Origin of the sequence: Paenibacillus cellulosilyticus (assembly GCF_003182255.1) — a bacterium.
GTDB classification, from domain to species: Bacteria; Bacillota; Bacilli; order Paenibacillales; family Paenibacillaceae; genus Paenibacillus_T; species Paenibacillus_T cellulosilyticus.
In genome coordinates this window covers 89,478-108,574 of record NZ_QGTQ01000010.1, presented here as the reverse complement: position 1 = coordinate 108,574, position 19,097 = coordinate 89,478, and the positions used below count along the sequence as shown (strand labels likewise).

Below are 19,097 nucleotides of genomic sequence, written 5' to 3'. Positions count from 1 at the left end.
CACCTCTTTCAAATGACAAAGCCGCCCCGTTAGTACCGGAGCGGCTTTGTGTTGTGCTTCTCTATTCATGATATAAGAATAACTCATTTTTATTAACGCGACGTGCTTAAAAAGTATGAAAAAGTATGATGATTTTAACTTGCATTAATTACGATCAAATGAAAAAGAACCCGACTTTACTTACTTGGGGTTCTTTTTCATTGATTGTTCAGGCTTCAATTGTTCTTTATGACGACGAAGATACTCACTCACATCCGAAGTGTCTATACCCGGCATCGTTTGCTCAACATAATGTCCGTTTGTAAGTCGACGTGCTGCATCATCCAGACTCGATTGTTGCTTCATGTCATCACCTCTGTTTCAAGTATACGTTAATGAGCGTATGGCCAGCAACATCGTTCAGGATCATACGATTACTATTACCTAGTCGCCTGGCACCAAATGTTGTTTCATAATAGGAGCCAATCCTCGTCTTCGTATCGAGTGCAATGAATCCGTCATAGCCAAGCTGTACGCTGCGTAAGCAAGCATAAGCTATCAGATGTTCCCCAACATACTCAAAAGTCTTATCATAGCGATTCTGTGGCGCGCTCTCAATCAAATGAACAAAAACATGATCGCCCCTGTCTTCCAATGCAATGGCACCTTGTATATCCACTTGTCCAGGTATACACATCTTGTACACCTCGATGCTTCGGGACTTAAAGTATACGTTCCAATTAAATGTTCTATCCCACCCTTGCATCAGGCTTTTAACATCCTCTGGCGTTAACTTCAGAAAATCAACATGGTATTTCTCACCGGATCGATTATGCAGCAGCAACTATTTCACCTCTATATTTCTAGTTCCCGTTTCTGGTTCCCACTTCTGGTCCGCTATTTAGGGAACCAAAAAAAGCCCGTCATTTCGGGCTTTCCTTCGATTGATTACCTATTAAAATCCCGGGAACCAGAAATGGGAACTAGAACGGGGAACCAGAATAATCTATTCTGCTTCAACCTCATCTTCTTCCGCCGATAGCTCGTCATCGAGGTATTGAGCTATCTCTTCATCAGACCATGCAATTACATAACCACCTTTTGTACTGGTTGGCGCATGCAAGAACCCCTCTTGCACAAGCAAGGTCATGAGCTGAAGAATCTTCTCTTTCCGGATCCCGAGCACGTCACGCAGTTCTGACGATCGCGTGGATCGTGTTCGGCACATATATTGCTTCATCCGTTTCAGCCACTCCTCTTGCTCTTGCTCAGCAGCCTTGGCGAAAGAAGATGCGACGAGGAGCATCCGCTTCCCTTTCTCGCTGTTGAACTCCCCTACAATCCGCTCCTCCACTAGCCGGTTAACGAGGTTGGAGGCTTCCATATACCCGATCCGCAATTTCTGCTGGACAAGAGATATATTAATGCCGCCAAACTCCCGAGCAAGATCAATGACGATTGCGTAATGATCTTGCTCTACAGTCGGCTTGTTAATACGCTCCTCTTCAATCTCCTCATCGGTCAATGGATCTTCAGAATCGACCATCCCCTCCTCCAGATCCCAAACCTCAGGAACTGCGCTTCCGATATCTTCCTTCAGCCAATAGGATCGAAGGTCATTGATAAGAGCCGTTGCTTCAAGATCATTCGCACTTGTCGCTGCAGATTGGAATCGAATTTGTGGCTTGCCATTCATGCGGCAAATCCCATCACCAAATCCAAGCAGTTGAGGTGATCCACCATCTAGTACTGTCTTATAGTCATGAGCACTTTCAAGGCGGAACGTTATTCGCGAAGGCAAATTCGCTTTGATGATCCCTGTGACCACATCCACACTCGGCCGCTGTGTGCCGAGGATCAAATGAATGCCGGCCGCACGGGCCATCTGCGCGATCCGCTGAATCGCCTCTTCCACTTCAGCACCATGTACGAGCATAAGATCCGCGTATTCATCGACAACCACCACCACATAGGGGAGTGGCTGCTTCTGCGTTTGGTTATAGGCCGCCAGATTTCGGACACCAACCGCAGAAAAACGCTCGTATCTCTTCTCCATCTCAACGATTACTTTATGCAGACTCATAACTGCCCGCCGCATATCGGTAATAGGCGGAGTGAGAAGGTGTGGAAATCCCTTATATACCAAAAGCTCTACCTGTTTAGGGTCAATCAGCAGCAGCTTCAATTGCTCTGGCGAGCGGCAGGACAGCAGTGAATTCAGAATCGTGTTTATCGAAACCGATTTCCCTGACCCCGTTGCCCCAGCGACCAACAAATGCGGCATTTTGACCAAATCAAAAACGACCGGCGACCCGAGGGCATCTTTCCCCAGAATAATAGGCAACTCCGCCTGGTCTGACAGTTGAATCAAATCATGAGCCAAGTCCCGCATGTAAACAAAAGCACGCTCCCGATGCGGCATGACGAAAGCCGCCGCGCTGCGGTGGAGCGGTGCTGAGGAGATATCAAACCCGTCGTGAAAGCCTAAGTGATTGGCGATGTCATCCTTTTTGCGCACAAGCGAGCTAAGCTGCACTTTCGAAGGCAGTCGAAACGATACGGTTTGAAGCGTCGGACCTGACTCGATGCTGAGCACCTCCAGCTCCCCCTCAACCGTGAACCCAACGAGCTGCAGCGCATCACTAATGAGCTGCGCAGCCTGATCGGGAAGTAACACAGATGGGGGCACTGGATTCGGATTGACTGGCAATCGATCAAAAGGAGCCGGTAATGCCCCTGATAGCAACGGCCTCGCTGGTTCACTCTTGAACGTCTTGGCTAACTCCGGCTGATACGTATCTGCAGCTGGTATATGAGCAACTCCGCTTAGCGGGGAAGCTGACGCCTTTCGTGTTAAGCAGCGTTTAATGGCATCACCGACCTTGTGGCGATGAAGCCAGCTTTTATGGGCAGCGAACGGAACCGCGCAAAACAGCAGCCACACCATGACGGCAATAGGCAGCGTCTTGTGTGCCAGCTGTTCAATTGTCGGCGGGACGCCATCCAGCATCTGAATCGCTAAGCAACATGCAGCAGCAATACCGGTGATTCGTGTCACATACTGATAGAAGCTCTCTTTGGGCTTGTCCGTCATCTTCACCTCGATCATGGAAGCCGCCTCCTTAGTACAGGCCGGTAAGACGCCGCAAATACCTGCTTATTAAGAGCAGAATAGGAAATACGATCATAAACCCATAATAATAGTCACCGTATCCCGCTAAGCCTAGCGCACTGATCGGTAACATGACGATCAACATAAGAAACAGCGAAACGAACTGCTTAATATCGATCTTGGATACTAGACCTATTGTAATCGTAAGACCGATGACGATGATAATAAGCAGTGTCAGTGCGGAATAAAGCCCATGTTGTTCAGGTACTTGCTCTGTTCGATGGAGTACAATGTGGAGTCCAGGAACGGATAAATATAAAGACAAGAGAATGTATATGAGGTAAACCAAGGTGTCAATGATGGTGAACATGTGTGGTTTCATCCTATTGATTAGCATGAACAAATGACCCCCCTTACGTTTCCTGTGCTTGTTTGACCAAATTCCGCAGTCCATCGAGCATGTCCGTTGCTAAATCTTGCACGACCGGCCACCAGGCACGGCCCTGTTGCCCAATGGTTTGAAATGCACTCGGCGCATTCTGGATTAACATAAACAGCAGAAATAAGCCCACCGAAGGCCAGACCCACCGGGGAATTGTAATACGGTCGGCAAAACGATGCATGACCACAAGCGCCAGTCCGATCAATACAACCAAAGTGTTCATTCGTCTATCACTCCTCTGCTTCAAGTAATGCTTTAAAAAACTTCGACACTCCAATCCACCAGCCGGTATCCGAAGCGTAATAGCCACTTGGATTGTCGCGTGCGACTAACCATTGCACAGGATCTCGACCTGCCGGGAGTCCTTGCGAGAGTTTAACAATCGTCTTGGCCGCAATGGCAGCCGCTTCCTCTGTCTGCAGCGTGGCACCTTTTCCGCTGCACCAACAGCCAAACACATTCCATGGATTACGAATAATCTCGCTCGCATGCGGGTGATTAGCCGGTACGAAGGATTGTTCCTGACCTGTTATGGCAAGCAGCAAATGCGGATCAATGTTCTGACTCCGTCCCGCGCGGTCAATCATACTCAGGATCTGCTCATTTGCCAGTGCAGAGTTCCTTGCTTTCAGAAAGGTGATCATGGCATCTAAATTAAGAGGGTGGTACGTAAAGGCTATAGGCACATTACCCATGACAGGGGGCGATACATAGATGAGCGGATTCACTTTTCGACCATCTAATTCGACTTGAAAATGCAAGTGAGGCCCCGTCGAGCGGCCCACCTTCCCAGCGCCGATAAATCCGATACGCTGCCCTTTCAGTACCTGATCACCTACTGATACGTCCATGACCGTGCTCAAATGACCGTATTTGGTGATGAGTCCTTCACCATGATCGATATAGATGGCCTGACCAAACCCACTGGCTGCCCCCGCGACAATGACCGTTCCTGCTGCCATGGCGTAGATCGGCTGGTTCTCCGTGTTCGCTGCTCCGTCTGCAATATCAATCCCGCCATGCGATTCTGTCCCTTCTCCAATATCCCGTTCACCGAAATAAGAAGATATCGTTGCGATTGACGGCACCGGCCATTGGTATAGCGTTCCGTCACTATCCAGTTGAGTCGCATAATAGCCAACTCCCGATGAATACTCTGTCCTCAGATTGTCCGGATCAGCGAAGATTAGAAACGGAAGAAAGCTTACGATAAGCAAGAGCCCACCAATTGCAGCAATGACAATCGCAATCAATACATAGGGGGAGGTGAGTAGACCAATTAGGGTCGATATTCGCTTTATTGTGCGGATGGTTGTGTTCACATCATGCAGCGCACTTTGTTCATTCTTCATCCGTTTCTCCATTTAGCCCGCCTCACGCATTTTCTTCAGGCCGCGTGTGGCATATAGCTTGCTTTCCTCCTCCGGTACATCCATGAACAGTTCGTCGTATTGTTTGTGATATTCCAGAATAAAGCGTCTGCTTCCCGCATTTTGCGCAATACGATCTTGAATCTCTTCTGGCATATCTGCCGATCGTGCCAATGTTCGAATGGCGGACTGCTCCAAGTAAAAGTAGACCCGTATATTCGTGTTCTCCCACATCCCGACTCCTTCCGCTGAATCGAGCATAATAGCAGGGGTATTGGAGCCAAGAATCATCATGCCATTCCATTTCCGAATGGCGGTATACCAATCAAACACAGCACGCTTCAATTCCGAATTTTGCAGCTGACGCTGACCTTCATCTACAAGAACAGCGCTGAAGTGTGCGCCCTCGTACTTCAGTCGTACAATATTGGCATTAACCGTGTCGAATGCCATCGACATCTTAAGCTGCGCCTGCCTCGCCGATTCATCCTGCTCATTGTCACCTGTCCTGCCACTGCCGACCTTGTAAACAACAAGCGGTGCCCGCTGAAATTCAAGCGGCTCCTCGTGTTTGAATAGATTGTCATAGATGCCAATACTGTAGATTTTAATTTTGTCCCACAAGCTTTTGGCATCAGCGTTGGCCTCCGCCTCGGACTGGATCGCTGCAAAGGCTGCATGAATCGTTGGCCTAGGCCCTGCATACGGACCATCCCAGGTTGCCTGGTTCTCACGATCAATGCCAGCAGAAGCAAACACCCGTTTAATGGCCTCTCCGGCTTCAAACACTTCTCCTTTCGTTAATCCATCCGCAAGCAACGATAACGTACGAATACCGTTTTGAAGCGCCTGCGTGTACCGTGTCCGATTGTATTCAATACAGTCTTGATCGATCTCCGCCAGCTTGGGCATAATCGTCAGCGGCTCAAAGTACCGTCCATTATCTGCCGTATGGTCGATATAGACACCTCCGACCTCTTCGCACAATTCACGCCACTCGCCGTCCAGGTCGAACACAAAGACATGAACACCCTCCTCCAGAAGGGAGACAACGAGTGCTTTCATGAAGAAGGATTTGCCTTCACCGGTTTTCCCGAACACCGTCAAATTCTGAGCGCGGGAATCATTCGGATCGCACAAATTAATGAAACAAAAAGAGCCGTCCTCGGTACGCCTACCGAAATACGGCCCTTGATCATCAGAGAACGATCCACGCGTCATCGGATAGGTTCGCGCAGCTGCGGAATCGGTTGTGACCCTTCCATAATGCTTCTTGCGGAAAAACTCACCATTGCTTGTATCCCTATCACTAACGGGGCTTGTCTGTCGCAAAGCTTCTTGCTGTTCGCTGACGAGCGTATCGAGCTCACCGGATACATTATCAAACCAACTATTTAGTTTAATCTCAGCCGCATCCAACTGATGTGCTTCTGGAGCCGCGATAGTCAGAAACGTCCATACTTCCAAGAGCTTCCGATTGCCTGTATACGCCGAATCTCTCAGCTCAATGATTGTATCTCGTGTTGCGACCTCTTCCTTACGGGCGGGATCACTAACCGTGGCTGCGTTGATGCTTTTATTGAGCCGGGCCAATTTGGTCTTCATCCCAAATGAAAACTTGACATCGCTCCCTGCATATCGAATCGTCTTGCGAAGCTCAGCCCCTTCCGTACGGACAATCGCTTCCAGATGATCCAAGTACCCAGCCAGAATAATCGGCGGATAATCTTTAATCATTAAGACACGGACCAAATGACCGTTTTTTTGATCCTTGCCTTCCGCAACCGGGTTCACAATGGTATGCTTCTTGTTCTTCTTAAAGCCCTTGATCAGTCTGCGTACCGCACTCACTTAGATCCCCCCATTGATAGGAATGTTGATCGAAATTCATCTTCAAGCGCTAATGGCCGTCCTTGGTACAATCGTTTCCGTGCTTGGGCATACCAAGGAAACCTTCTCTCGATCGGAAGGCCAAAGTACTCCTTAATCGTGCTGCTCCAATCCACGTCATCGTCACACATATTGAGCCATACGGCTGTAATTCCCTTGACCTGCAGCTGCTCCCATTGCATCCAGTGGTGATAATCCGTGTCTACAACCGCTACAGCACCCATTTGCGCCACGATCTGCTCCCGATCAGGGTAAGACCAGGGCATATCGATAAACACCGCATGACCCGCCTTCACACCATCGTCAACAAGTGATAAAACTTCATCAAGTGATAAGCTGCTCGTTTGTTTCCCAATGGTATATACCGTAACAAACGGCGTATTCCGAGATGTCCAACCCTCGAACGATCCGGACGAATGAGATTGCAACGGATTCATGACAGCTAGCGATCCTTTATCCGGCGTCAGATCAATAACCCATACGGACAAGGCTGGGCTGCTGCTAGCGACGGCAATATTGCAGGCCAGGAATGTTTTCCCGCTTGAAGTTGGCGAGGTTAACACGATGGGTCCCGCTGTGCAGATTTTAATCGGCTGAATCGGTGCTTCCGCATCGGCTGATTCCGCGTCGACTGAAGGTTCTGTATCCATCAGGAGCTGGCTTATCTCCTCTTCCATCTGATGTGTAGACACTTTCCTTCTCGGAAGCCTGGCTCTTCGTACAATGACTTGCAGTCCACGAATAGCGGCGCTGCCACTCGCCCGGATGCCCCTTATCCACCTCACAAACAGGCTTTCCTTTGACACCGTTACAGCCTCTTGCTCGTCTGCCTTCTGTTCACTTAATTTGGAGAGTGGAATTGCCGGTGCATCCTCCTCTTCTTCCTCTTCCCATGAACCATTCGCATGCTTCCATGACTGCCAAGAGGACCGATCCCACCAGCGGCCGGTGATCTCGTCTACTGCATAACCGGAGAGGAGCGTACAGGAATGTCCGCTATTCTCCAACACCGATAACACCCGATCTTTTCGCTCACGCAAGTCAGCCAATAGCCGGGAGCGCCGCAATTCCTCTTTGGTTGCGTCAACTGATTCTCCGCTCCGCTGCCGAATCGTTAGCTTGTATTCCGGAATGGATAAGCGAAGAATGTACTCGCTGCGCCTAGCTTGCATGGCCTGGAGCGTCTGACCTTCTTCGAATAGCGGTGATCGTGCTTGACGGAGCCAACGATTATATCGAGCGTCGCGAAGTTTGCGTATGCCCTCTGTTGCCACCGTACGCTGCTGCTTGATATTCCACACATCATGCCGATAATCCGGCATTTGTTCGGCTGTAAAATCTGCTTCAAACCCTTCCATCACACAGGTTCTCAGGAAGCTCTCAAACCCGGCAAGACGTTTGCGCTTCTCCATGACAATTGCAGTGCGCCATGGTGGTGCTTGAACACGAATGACCATCTGCCACACATTACGACTGCGATAGAGCCAGCTGTCCTCCGTCGCCCCCAACCATTGCATGAAATTCCCGCCATTATTGTCCTTCGGCAGCCTTATATATCGGAACCAGCGACGACGCTTGTACGGCCATTGCAAATAGCGGCCTAAGGAGGTTGCTACAAACGTTCCAACCAACCACAATAGCTTGAACCAGATGCTAATGGGCACGATAACGGAGAATAGAAAAGGCATGCCGCCTACCATAAGCGTCATGCCAATAATCCAACCAAAATCCTCTAACTTTAATCCCATAAATGCGATATCATCCCGAATATCGCCTAGAAAACTCGACCTTATCAGCTCTTCTTCCTCGACCTGCCAGTCCTTCAAACCACTATCCCTCCTTCCTCAGATGCTCGCGCCGCTTACGAATCATATCGCGCTGCAGGCTTTCGAAACTGCCCATATCAAGACCACGCATGGGCACACTGCCATAATCAACAGGTACGCCATCCTTGATCACTTTAATCAGACCATTATGGGTTCGCCAGTACGGGATACGTTCGCTTCTATACTGTTCAAACGTCTGCTTGAATCGATCCGCTTGATCACTATGAACCAATACATGATTGTCCTTGTATTGGACGGCTGCCATTAGTTCATCGAGCGATGCATCCTTCTGCCAATCATCCATCATGCGAGGCAAGAATTTAGACCCCGCAGGCATGTCCAACCGTACCGTTTGTACCAGTTGCTTCGTCATTGTGTTCAGAACGGGCATGATCCGATCAAGGTCCGACTCTGGCAGCCATAGACTTCCATCCCGCAGCTCCACACGCTCTGCCCACTCATGATGGCTGTGCTGCAGCTGCTCATGGATATGCTTGGCCTCTTCCGGCGGTACATGCGCTTTGATATAGGTCACTTGGGTCTGCATTAATTCCTTCATCGCTTCATGGCTTACATCCCCGACTGTGTTCACCGTCTGCTCCTTTAGATCAATAAACAAGCCCTCTTTCACTAACCCGTGCTGAACACTGTCCATATTGATAGCATGACTTTGCAGCTCTCGTATGATTTCATCGGTTGGTCCCTTCATTACCAATTGATCGGATTCGCTGTTCCACGCCACATGATCGCCATGCTGTGCCTGCAGGGCAGGCACTAGCGCCTGCATTTGCTCACGATCATCAGCTGACACCTGCAAGACAACCGCTTGCTTGTACCCCTTGTCCATTAGCTGCTTGCTCACCTTCGCTGGATCCTCCATAATCATTTGCTTATTGCCGATGGATAGAGGAGCCTCCTGCATCATGACAATATCACCTGGCTGCGTCAACCACTCATCCGGTTCATCCTGGTAGGTGACACCCTTCAAGACCTCAGATGCACCGCCAGATAACGAGGAAGCAATTAAATCAGGTACCATGCTGCCCGACTTCGCCATTTCCTGCATCTTGCGTCCAGCTTCGGACATTCGAGCACTTTTCTCTTTCCAGCTCAAGCTTCGCTCCTGAAGCCCTTCCATTCCGAGCCGCTTGCCGATCTGATTCATCGCCGCTGAACCCTTCTCCCCCCATTCGCCAAGTCCTTCAAGCGCTTCTCCGCCTGCTAGTGTCATCGGAGATTTTGCAGCAGATAGGAGTGGTTTGACCCAGAATAGAAAGAGAAACACAATAATGAGCAATATCGTAATAATGGAGAATACGATTGGCGGTACACCAAGGTCTGCCGCAAATCCCGCACCTGCTCCATAGTCAGATTGCCCCCGGACAGAAAGTGCCCAGTGCAGCGCCAAGACACAGCCTACAACAAGGGTACGGATATAGATATTCATGAATCCAATTAATGTCTCTGCTTTGCCATTATAGGCCGTTAGCATAATCCAAATGGGCACAAAGGATGCCAATAGAATGAGCACAAGTGTGGCCAGTAAAGCAATTAAAAAGAGTGGAAGCACCTCAAACAGCACTAACGCAAGTAACATCCAAATGCCACCTTGCGTTTCAACCGTAATATGCCCTAGCGTCTGCCCGGCATATTGAGGATCGGTTATGGCGTCAGAGCCAATGATGAGCGATTTTAAAATATCCTCCCCTGATAATCCATCGTATTGAATGCCGGAAGTCCCGATGATTCCTTCCATCATCTCTTGATGCAGCCAATTCGCTCCCACGTTGCAAAAATTGATCACGGTTAAACTCACAAGGCAGGATAGTAAGCATGCGATGAACACTTTGAGCAACTTATCCAGCGCTTTCTTACCTCTGATAATCTTGATAGCCAGCACACCGATTCCGATAATAATGGACACCAGTGAGATGATGGTCAGCATAGACCAGATTTTATAAACGAGCCCAATCTCAGCCACTCGCGGGGTGAAAAGATAACTCTTCGCGAATACCCCCATAAGCGGAGCTATTGCTTCATCTACAGCCATGACGATGAAGCCAATAACCGCATCATAAATGAGCTGTCCCGTCATTAAATCTTTCATGGTGGAAATCATGTTTTTAACGCTATCTAGTAAATCTGATACCCAATCCGGCATATACCAGGGTGTACTACTAGATGAATCAACCGATTCGGTAACGGTATCGGTAACCGCCACATCCGATTCCGCGTACACAGGTACCGCCCTAACGACAGACACACTGATCAGCAGTAGAAACACCATACCCATTATCCAACGCCGCATGCTCATTTCCACCCCCATTGCCGCATCAATGAAAAGAACTGTTCCAATAACACCAGCCATGTGCCGCCAATCAGGAAGAGAATGAGCACGATACCAATCGTCATTCTTTTCCAGAACAGTCCATCTGCCAATGCTGCTTTTCCGCGACGGACGGCATATAGCCGCAATATGATTTTGCTAATCCAATAAATAAGGGCAGCAATGGACACGAATGTCACTGCTGCTCCTCCGATCACCAATAACCAATCAACACTTTCAACGGTTCCCGTATCGATGGCATATACAGTCTTCATCTGTTCAATATATTCGTCCTTTGAGCTCGCTAGGAGACGAGACATCGTGACTGCCTCCTTTCAGATTCAGCGCCTCTGCTAGTTCGTAGTGGACGATGGGGTAGTCGAAGTAAGGTCCTGCTGACTCGTCCAATTATATACAAGCTCCAGGAAGTCCCAGAAAAGGCCGGACAGGAAAATGAACACAATAAAGATCGTTACGCCAATCTCAATCCAAAACTTCTTGTCACTGAGACTTTCCTTGCCTCTACGTACACGAATGAGATGAACAATAATACCGTAGACGCTGTATACAATCAGAAAGATAATGGAGAGCGAGATCGGGATCATGATGAGATAGAACATGAAATCCAACCCATTCAGGAGATCCCAGTTGAACGTCATCTTCGACTTGATTTTTGTAATCGGGTTTACATCCGCTGCAAACGCCGATGCCTGAAACACGGTAGATAGGAGCAGCATGACAAGCCAAGTGAATGATAGTTTCTTTAATTGCATGGTTATCTTCCTTCTTTTCCTAGGTTAATCCTAGGTTAGTCGTTGTTAGTCACATCATTTGATACAACTTCGCGCTATTACCCTAAGTTAATCCTAGGATAATAGGAGAAGATGTTGCAGTGAGGGGTAATGCAGCCCGTCGATATACAGCAGCCGTTCCTGTTGTGTAAATAACAAGCAGCCCGCACTGATTAACCAGCAGCTGCGTGTAATCATACGCTCCGCCCAACTACCATTGGCAAATAGGCGCAGAGCGACACGAAATCTTGGAATGAATAGCGAATGGATACCTTCAGCACCGAACACATCACCAAGCAAATGTGCCCACCAGCCAATTAAGAGCCCGTAGATCCCAGCCGTCACCACTTCCGGTTGGGCTTGCGCAAACGACCACACCCCCACGCTAAGCGCCGCTGCGAACTCTGGGGTATGAATGACCCCTCTGTGTTTGATGAGCGGCACCATAAGCAAGGAGAGCCCTGCAAACGCAGCAATCCAGTGCCAGTTGTACAAATAGTACGCCAAGAGCAGTAATACACCGGCCCCAATGAGTACCAGGCTTCGTAATCTAGACAGTGCCAAACATAACAGGCCCGTCCCGATCCATAACGGGGGCGACTGCCGCCACGCACTCGGAATATCGATCTCTGTCCATCTGGTCAGTAATAGAAGAGTAATCCCAATCACCAGTCCTATAAGCGTCAAGCTCCGTAACATCCTACGTTTCCTAGAAGAGAATTGAATGTAATTGCTAACCGTACCGGTCTTATGGTCGATATCCGGCAGTAGGCTGCCCGTTATAACGGCGGCTGCATAGATTGCGATCGGAATCCACCCGTCCAGATCCATCGTTCGAGGAACGACAAATAGCCCGGTAAGCAGCATGGCAGATCCAGCTGCTGCACCAAGCGCGATATGTCCTTTTTTGTTCAATATTCCGTCCTCCCTTACAAAGCATAAAGCGGAGGGACCGCCTGACCTGCGACACGTTTTAGTATACTTCGCCTACTCTGATGAATAATCTCCGCATTGTCCGGTCTACTGTAGAAATAGCCTTGACGATATCGGATGCCCAGCTCATCAAGCTCTTGATGCTGTTCCAGCGTCTCGACACCTTCCACAATGAGAACGACGCCAAGATCACTACATAGTTGGCGTAAATTCCGTATGACAATTCGCATACGTTCTCGGCTGTTTAGCCCCATGAAGGTCTGATCGAGCTTGATGTAGGTCGGATCAAATCCAACATGAATCAAACGGTCCAGATTTGCGAATTCACAGCCAAAATCGTCTACCGCAAAATGTACCCCTTGTGCTTTTAGCTTACGCAAGCAGTGGAGCTCTCGGCTGTTTAACCTTGTCTTCTCGGTCACTTCAAGAACGATATGTCGTGGATCAATCTCCTCCGGCAGTTTGATTTCTTGCAAGAGCGAATGCGGATGCACATTAAGGAACAATCGCTCCGTTCCTTGCAACAGTTTCTTTCCGCATGCAGCTGCTTCTGCCATCATTCTCGATTCTGCAGAAGCCACCTTTCGCTCTTTCTCCAGTTGACGAAATAGCTCACCTGGTAATTCACCACCATCGCCTCGTACAAACGATTCATAACCAATAAATGACTGGTTATCTACGTCCACTATCGGCTGATACACATATTTCACTCACTCATCCCCCAGAATAAAAACTTACGTCTGTGTTTTTCTTTCGAGTCATACATGACATGCCCGATCATTTCATCAATCGTTTGATTTGTATCGGACTGAGATTGGAACGGATCAGGATGGTACGGTAACGCGTGAACCGATCGCCCCTGCAGCAAGTCCTCGATCTCATCTTTACCGGCTTCTGTAGCGAGCGGCAGGCCAATTCTCCATCGATCTTGGCGTACCGTAAATCTTCGACACAGCTGCACAAGCTCATGCTGCCGCCACTCACTGGCTGACCCAATTAAGAGTGGGACTTGTGATCGGAAGAACCAAGAAGATTGGCTGCCTTCTAACGTGCCAACATCCATCACGATAGCTTCAAAATCGTCCATGACCGATTCCAACCATTCCATGTCTGCCGACGCCTTAAAGTACGTGATGCCTTCCAGATCGAACCGATGACGATGACTGCGCTGGCCCGTCCGAATATATTCAATGAGTTCAAAACAAGGGCGATGATTGGCTTCCCACAATGCGACTTTCTTGTAGCGTCTGGTCAAGTATTTGGCTATTGTGATCGCTGCATGTGTAACACCCGCCCCTGGATAAGCGCCAGCCACTGCAATGATTAGCGGACCCGTCGCTGCCCGATTGTACTTCTCACTGGCTGTTAAGAGCATGTCCGGCACTTGTTCAGTGTGTGGCATGGCCGTCTCTAATAGGGCCTGCTCCCATCGAGCACTTTGCCATACCATATCCGCTCCACGAGCACTCCAACTACGAACAATATGAGCATTATACTGGTCGGATACAATAATGACGCGGGATTGTATGCCCATGGCCATCACGATATCTAATAGCTCGTTACCTGCACGTTCATGCGTTACAATCACGTCCGGACGAAGTACGAGTAGAGATCGCTCTGCCTCATGGATATTATCTACCTGGATTAGCGTAAGGTTCGGTGGAGGTAGCTGGTTTGTGTTTAATTCTACAAGCATCCATTTCATATTTTCCTCCTTTCTGGGCATAGAAAAACCGCCTTCGTAAAGGCGGCTATCTATTTCCCTATTGGCTACATAAATAGAATACTACATTTTCTGCGCTGCGGAGTGCTCAATAAGTATGAAAAAGTATGATAAAAGTATGATTGTAGTAATAACCTGTTTTATTTGAGAGGGAAAAACTGTAGCACCGCACCGTTATCATTTATTGAATGTTGAAGAAACAGATGAGAATAAAGAACTATATACTTACCCATTGAATGTAAATATAATGTAAAGAAGATTTTGTAAAATTTGAATGTTATCTGTTATATGAATGAATAGCTGGCCAGCTTTCATATATTTTTCTAATAATATTTTGAAGGGTTGAGTTTATCTTGAAAAGAATAATATGTTCTTCTCTATTGGTTATGGCACTTTTAGTTCCTCAGGCGGCCTTTGCTGATTCCACACAAGAAACATCAGTTTTAGATCAAAACCAAGCATTGATGGATGCTTACCAACCTAAAATTGAATATGGTGAAGCACCTGAGATAATTGATTTCGGAGGCCCTTCCGATTCCTCAAAAATCTCCGCTGCCGATTCTTCAATAATGCCACTAGCCTCAGTTGGCTATGCGACTTATGCAACAGGAGAAACAAAGGTTACTCAAGTGCCACCGTTTGGAGTTGAAGTAAGTGGAACAACTAAAGGTAAAAAGTTAACTGCTATCACCTCTGCAACAGCCTCCATATGGAAAACAACAGATTTATCGGGTGAATTGCTGTACACAGGGAATGAGGCTAATTCATTAGGTTATGGAACGGCTAATTCTGAATTTGATTATTACTTTATAAACGTCTCGGGAATATCGTTCAAGGCAATTACTGTCCACTCTGTAGCATATGACTTCGCTCTCTATAGTGCGAAAACAGCCTATTCATTTCTGAGGAATTAATCGATATAATAACAGCACTAGAAATGGACCCTGATTTTTAGGGTCTTTTTACTTTAGGGAGAGAGTATTGTGATAAAAAGAAAATACTTTATTTATTTTTGTACAATAATTATCATATGCTGTTCGTTTTATATATTTTTCAATACGAGGGGAGTGCAGAATAATATTATGAGGGCGACAAGTTTGTTAAATCTCTCTGATGGTACAATACTGGAAGGAGATCATGAATTAATTAAATCGGCAGCTTCAGTTATAGAACAGTCTAGTACAATAAATTATTCTCATAAATTTTTAATCACGTCAGAAATTGAGCAGAAATTAAAGCTTTCTGAAGACGAATATTTCACATATTTTATGCACCCAAAAGAAGTAAGGAAAGTAGAACTCGATTTTGTAATTGATTCATTGGATAATGCAGGGGCTGTTACATTAGTTGCACTTCAGGGTGATAAACACGCCGATATAAGATTGAGCTCCGATAATGAATGGCATGCATCTCTACGTATACCCTATGAAAAGAATGCAACTTCTAAATATCATTTAACTGTTTCTTGGGATCCTGAGGGAGACAATAATTTATTGTTGTTACCAATTCAAAAGGGCGTAAATTATAACGGGTCATATCCCGCACTAGTCAGGATATTAATTTCAAATACACCGATTAACATAAATGATAATCAAATAGCTCAACAGAATAATATTGATAATAGCCTTCTAAATAATACATCTTATTTTCCAAATCCTACTTGGTATGATATTAACGATAATCTAGTTACTTATAAGTTTGCGAATAATCGATATATCCCCAATAGTAAACCTTACAAATTAGTATTAGATCCCACTCCATATGATACTAAAATGGATATGATCGTTGTAGATGACACGGGGAACGTAGTTTCTGTAACTAATTCTATTGAAATTCGTAAAAACGTAAAAACGAAGTTGAGTTTTAAGCCAGAGGTAGTTGATGAATATGTGGAAGACTCGTCGATTAGACGATTTATTATATTAATGAACAACTCTGGAACCGAACAAATAGCTGATCTTATGGCTTTAGTTAAAAAGGGAAAACCATTTCCGACTACGTTTACAAATGTAATTGAGTTCTAGTCTATTTCAACCAGTGATAAGCTCCCTTAAGTCAAAGTAAGCGTCAAACAGCCCTAACAAAGGGCTGTGATTCCATATAAGGATGTAGGAAGCTTACTAAGCAGAACTCTTCAGGCGGATCCGGAATGGGCTGCCATTGGGGCAGCCTGTCGGTCCCCCAAGCAAACCAACTCGCATCATCTGCAGGTGTCTTACCCTGAAGAATAAGATCGTATGCCTGTTCGCTTGCAGCTATGAATGCTTTCGGATCAGTCTTCATCCGCAGCGCCATATGATAGAATGTCGCCATATTCATATGTTCTTGCAGTCGCTCCTCGGTCAATGATGCTCGCTGATAATCGAGGATGTTCCATGCACCATGCCGTGAATAATACTGCTCTAGCCTCGGCTTCGCTTTCCGGCACGCACATTTAAACTTTTCTAAAGGTACATGTTTAAAGTGTGAGGTAAGGAAGGAAAGGAACGCCGGTTTAAATAGCCCAAAATCCCTGTGGTGCGCATTACTGCTAACATTGACACAAATAAAGCGCCCACCATTCTCACGTTTATATAACGTTGAGTAATGGCGGGCGCTTTATTGCTATTATTTAGAGTCTGTAACTTGTGGACTTTGAACAACGAATTTGCCAATTACCGTTTTACCATCTACATCGTAGAGTGGTATCTCTCGATCGCCCTTCTTACTTCGTTGTTGGGCTAAGGCTTCTTCTGGAGAACTTGGTAAAGGACCATTAAGATCATCGGATTTCACATAACCAAGGGTTCCATCCACACCATACGCTTTAACCAAGTCCGGCTCTTTCTCGACAGAAGTGGCGTCGAGACTGGATCCATAAGTTTGCCCGTTTTCATTCAAAGGATAGCTTATCTCTTTGTCTGAACTCGTGGATTGTGTACTACTATCGCTTGGGTTAGCCAATACACCACCGAGCGTAAGTGTACCTACTATAAATCCGACAACAAAAACACTACCAACAATTACTGGTTTCTTAGGGAATCCCACTTTACTCACCTCCTGCTTTTATGGTTGACTTTGATATGGTGTTACGAAAGTATTGTATAAATCATAGCCATTTCCATTATACGCTGCTGAGATGCCTTTACTGCTGTACGTGCCGCTTCCACAACCCGTAGAATAAGACTGCGTACTGACACCAATACCTGATGAAGCACTGTTGCTGTAATAAAGGTCCGTTTCATAGCACAGCACATCTGATTTATAAAGTCTTGCTTTTGCACCCATATACCCACTTGGAATGGATCCTGAAGCTTGGTTGTCAACGCGCGTCTGGCCATAGAGATATGTATCAGTGGATACCTTTGCAAAATTTGAATACGAGTATCCATTAATAGGGCCATAATAGCCAGTATTACTTGTTGCAGTTCCTGCCATTGCAATCGTACCCATTCCAAGTAGAACTCCTACTACAAATGTACCTGTGAGGAGCTTTAGTTGGTTCTTCATCTAAATTACCTCCTTTCCTCCATTAAAGTATGTTACCTATATGATTTTACCCAATACCAGTATTTTTGAAAACATTTGGAAGTTGTATTAGACCAATTTATTGCCAGAATAGGCTTATTGAAAACGTTTGAACAGAACAGCCCTACGAAACATCGTTTAAAGCCTTACAATTTATAATTATGGACTGTGGCTAGTCACCTAAGATAGCTGTGTCGGTTTTGTTTATACGATTTGAAGAGAACTCAAACCACTTCTCATCTAACTCAAAGGCAGTCCAGTTCCGATTTAATTCAATGGCTGCCACTGGGGCCACGCCACTACCACTGAAGAAATCAACCACATACTCGCCTGCCTCGGAACTCAGTTCAATTATTTGCTTCAACAGCTCAATTGGCTTTTCCGTAGGGTGAGCCGTTCGGTTTCCTGGAATGCGCGGAATGCGCCAAACATCCGAATGGCGTCGACTGCTCACTTTGCGAACTCGCTTCTCACCTTTTACCGCGAAAATAATCAATTCATGCTGATAACGATACTGCCACCCCATGCCCATAACAGCCTTGTCCCACACAATGCAGTTCTTAATTATAAAACCGGCTAGGCGCAGCCAGCGCACCATATCCGGATATGTACGCCAATCAATAAAAACATATGCATGCCGGCCAGGCTTGAGGATACGGTACGCCTGATAGATCCATTGCATACAAAACCGCTGATAGGCCTGCGGGCTTAACCGGTCGTTTGGAAATACATCAAAACGCGGCTTCTTGTCCTTCGTTTGGGTCGTACCGCCAAACTGCAAATTATACGGGGGATCGGCGATCAATAAGTCCACCGAATCGTTTTCTAAATACTGTTTGGCACCTTCAATACAGCTTGCATGATAGAGCATGGTTTATGCCTCCTTATATCGTGATGTCCACATCTTATAATACGCACAAAACGAACAAATGTTCCTATAAAATGACGAAAATCGTCGATAAAGATGATGATTATTCGTTTAAAGACAAAACCGTTTAAAGACAAAACGATTACGGCACGGCAGCTTACTGGAACCACGCGGCCTGCGGACGATTTCCACGAACAAAAACAGACAGAATTTGCTTTTTGCCGATTTTTGCAGAAATCTCCCGAATGAACCCGAACAAAATCAGAAGGATTTTGATACGTCCTGCTGCATACGCAAAAAGGGCAACACTCGGGCTTATTTGCTCTTTTC

20 protein-coding genes are annotated in these 19,097 nt (G+C 46.7%); 2 read left to right on the top strand and 18 right to left on the bottom strand.

The features are described 5' to 3' along the window. Positions 1 to 180: 180 nt before the first annotated feature. The 14 genes from DFQ01_RS31110 to DFQ01_RS14915 form a co-directional block, all read right to left on the bottom strand. Positions 181 to 345 (bottom strand): hypothetical protein, encoded by a 165-nt coding sequence (locus DFQ01_RS31110; protein ID WP_174812781.1) that lies wholly within the window; start codon positions 343 to 345, stop codon positions 181 to 183. Positions 346 to 349: 4 nt separating this feature from the next. Continuing rightward, a complete protein-coding gene (locus DFQ01_RS14975) occupies positions 350 to 823 on the bottom strand; it encodes a hypothetical protein (protein WP_110044706.1) in 474 nt (157 codons plus the stop codon). 162 nt (positions 824 to 985) lie between these two features. Continuing rightward, entirely contained in the window at positions 986 to 3,088 is a 2,103-nt protein-coding gene (locus tag DFQ01_RS14970; protein WP_110044705.1) for an FtsK/SpoIIIE domain-containing protein, read from the bottom strand. A 13-nt stretch (positions 3,089 to 3,101) separates the two neighbouring features. Beyond that, positions 3,102 to 3,461, bottom strand: a complete 360-nt coding sequence (locus DFQ01_RS14965; protein WP_146216877.1) for a hypothetical protein — start codon at positions 3,459 to 3,461, stop codon at positions 3,102 to 3,104. Positions 3,462 to 3,504: 43 nt separating this feature from the next. Further along, positions 3,505 to 3,756 carry a hypothetical protein gene (locus tag DFQ01_RS14960; protein ID WP_110044703.1) on the bottom strand — a complete coding sequence of 84 codons (252 nt, stop codon included), beginning with the start codon at positions 3,754 to 3,756 and terminating at the stop codon, positions 3,505 to 3,507. A gap of 7 nt (positions 3,757 to 3,763) precedes the next feature. Next, on the bottom strand, positions 3,764 to 4,897 hold the full coding sequence (locus DFQ01_RS14955; protein WP_110044702.1) for a M23 family metallopeptidase: 1,134 nt from the start codon (positions 4,895 to 4,897) through the stop codon (positions 3,764 to 3,766). Further along, the gene (locus DFQ01_RS14950) at positions 4,898 to 6,754 is read right to left on the bottom strand and encodes a TraG/VirB4 family ATPase (RefSeq protein ID WP_110044701.1); all 1,857 of its coding nucleotides are present in this window, start codon (positions 6,752 to 6,754) and stop codon (positions 4,898 to 4,900) included. Then, positions 6,751 to 8,619 carry a hypothetical protein gene (locus DFQ01_RS14945; RefSeq protein WP_110044700.1) on the bottom strand — a complete coding sequence of 623 codons (1,869 nt, stop codon included), beginning with the start codon at positions 8,617 to 8,619 and terminating at the stop codon, positions 6,751 to 6,753. Before DFQ01_RS14945 ends, DFQ01_RS14950 begins: the two co-directional genes overlap by 4 nt. A 4-nt stretch (positions 8,620 to 8,623) precedes the next feature. Beyond that, positions 8,624 to 10,927, bottom strand: a complete 2,304-nt coding sequence (locus DFQ01_RS14940) for a hypothetical protein (protein ID WP_110044699.1) — start codon at positions 10,925 to 10,927, stop codon at positions 8,624 to 8,626. Positions 10,928 to 10,929: 2 nt separating this feature from the next. Beyond that, positions 10,930 to 11,265: a hypothetical protein gene (locus DFQ01_RS14935; protein WP_110044698.1), complete on the bottom strand. Its 336-nt coding sequence runs from the start codon at positions 11,263 to 11,265 to the stop codon at positions 10,930 to 10,932. Between the two features lie 33 nt (positions 11,266 to 11,298). Continuing rightward, the gene (locus DFQ01_RS14930; protein WP_110044697.1) at positions 11,299 to 11,718 is read right to left on the bottom strand and encodes a hypothetical protein; all 420 of its coding nucleotides are present in this window, start codon (positions 11,716 to 11,718) and stop codon (positions 11,299 to 11,301) included. A 93-nt stretch (positions 11,719 to 11,811) separates the two neighbouring features. After that, positions 11,812 to 12,651 (bottom strand): metal-dependent hydrolase, encoded by an 840-nt coding sequence (locus DFQ01_RS14925; RefSeq protein WP_110044696.1) that lies wholly within the window; start codon positions 12,649 to 12,651, stop codon positions 11,812 to 11,814. Positions 12,652 to 12,665: 14 nt separating this feature from the next. Continuing rightward, on the bottom strand, positions 12,666 to 13,379 hold the full coding sequence (locus DFQ01_RS14920; RefSeq protein WP_110044695.1) for an EAL domain-containing protein: 714 nt from the start codon (positions 13,377 to 13,379) through the stop codon (positions 12,666 to 12,668). Then, complete coding sequence (locus DFQ01_RS14915) at positions 13,376 to 14,374, bottom strand: NAD(P)/FAD-dependent oxidoreductase (RefSeq protein ID WP_110044694.1); 999 nt, start codon at positions 14,372 to 14,374, stop codon at positions 13,376 to 13,378. The genes DFQ01_RS14920 and DFQ01_RS14915 overlap by 4 nt, the downstream gene beginning before the upstream one ends. A 371-nt stretch (positions 14,375 to 14,745) precedes the next feature. Between DFQ01_RS14915 and DFQ01_RS14910 the strand changes: the two genes are divergently transcribed. Both DFQ01_RS14910 and DFQ01_RS14905 read left to right on the top strand, forming a co-directional pair. Continuing rightward, positions 14,746 to 15,306 carry a hypothetical protein gene (locus tag DFQ01_RS14910; RefSeq protein ID WP_110044693.1) on the top strand — a complete coding sequence of 187 codons (561 nt, stop codon included), beginning with the start codon at positions 14,746 to 14,748 and terminating at the stop codon, positions 15,304 to 15,306. 69 nt (positions 15,307 to 15,375) lie between these two features. After that, positions 15,376 to 16,416, top strand: a complete 1,041-nt coding sequence (locus DFQ01_RS14905) for a hypothetical protein (protein ID WP_110044692.1) — start codon at positions 15,376 to 15,378, stop codon at positions 16,414 to 16,416. Between the two features lie 43 nt (positions 16,417 to 16,459). Here the strand turns inward: DFQ01_RS14905 and DFQ01_RS14900 are convergent, their stop codons facing one another. The 4 genes from DFQ01_RS14900 to DFQ01_RS14885 form a co-directional block, all read right to left on the bottom strand. Beyond that, entirely contained in the window at positions 16,460 to 16,711 is a 252-nt protein-coding gene (locus DFQ01_RS14900; protein ID WP_110044691.1) for a hypothetical protein, read from the bottom strand. A gap of 288 nt (positions 16,712 to 16,999) precedes the next feature. Further along, a complete protein-coding gene (locus DFQ01_RS14895; protein ID WP_110044690.1) occupies positions 17,000 to 17,419 on the bottom strand; it encodes a peptidase M56 BlaR1 in 420 nt (139 codons plus the stop codon). An 18-nt stretch (positions 17,420 to 17,437) separates the two neighbouring features. Beyond that, positions 17,438 to 17,881: a hypothetical protein gene (locus DFQ01_RS14890; protein ID WP_146216876.1), complete on the bottom strand. Its 444-nt coding sequence runs from the start codon at positions 17,879 to 17,881 to the stop codon at positions 17,438 to 17,440. Between the two features lie 190 nt (positions 17,882 to 18,071). Continuing rightward, the gene (locus DFQ01_RS14885; protein ID WP_110044688.1) at positions 18,072 to 18,770 is read right to left on the bottom strand and encodes a DNA-methyltransferase; all 699 of its coding nucleotides are present in this window, start codon (positions 18,768 to 18,770) and stop codon (positions 18,072 to 18,074) included. Between the last annotated feature and the right edge of the window lie 327 nt (positions 18,771 to 19,097).

Bases quoted from the DNA above. Each gene is read 5' to 3' on its own strand.
- DFQ01_RS14960 (WP_110044703.1), bottom strand. From the start codon at position 3,756: ATGAACACTTTGGTTGTATTGATCGGACTGGCGCTTGTGGTCATGCAT.
- DFQ01_RS14955 (WP_110044702.1), bottom strand. From the start codon at position 4,897: ATGGAGAAACGGATGAAGAATGAACAAAGTGCGCTGCATGATGTGAAC.
- DFQ01_RS14940 (WP_110044699.1), bottom strand. From the start codon at position 10,927: ATGCGGCGTTGGATAATGGGTATGGTGTTTCTACTGCTGATCAGTGTG.
- DFQ01_RS14965 (WP_146216877.1), bottom strand. From the start codon at position 3,461: ATGTTCACCATCATTGACACCTTGGTTTACCTCATATACATTCTCTTG.
- DFQ01_RS14935 (WP_110044698.1), bottom strand. From the start codon at position 11,265: ATGTCTCGTCTCCTAGCGAGCTCAAAGGACGAATATATTGAACAGATG.
- DFQ01_RS14970 (WP_110044705.1), bottom strand. From the start codon at position 3,088: ATGATCGAGGTGAAGATGACGGACAAGCCCAAAGAGAGCTTCTATCAG.
- DFQ01_RS31110 (WP_174812781.1), bottom strand. From the start codon at position 345: ATGAAGCAACAATCGAGTCTGGATGATGCAGCACGTCGACTTACAAAC.
- DFQ01_RS14900 (WP_110044691.1), bottom strand. From the start codon at position 16,711: ATGAATATGGCGACATTCTATCATATGGCGCTGCGGATGAAGACTGAT.
- DFQ01_RS14885 (WP_110044688.1), bottom strand. From the start codon at position 18,770: ATGCTCTATCATGCAAGCTGTATTGAAGGTGCCAAACAGTATTTAGAA.
- DFQ01_RS14890 (WP_146216876.1), bottom strand. From the start codon at position 17,881: ATGAAGAACCAACTAAAGCTCCTCACAGGTACATTTGTAGTAGGAGTT.
- DFQ01_RS14930 (WP_110044697.1), bottom strand. From the start codon at position 11,718: ATGCAATTAAAGAAACTATCATTCACTTGGCTTGTCATGCTGCTCCTA.
- DFQ01_RS14915 (WP_110044694.1), bottom strand. From the start codon at position 14,374: ATGAAATGGATGCTTGTAGAATTAAACACAAACCAGCTACCTCCACCG.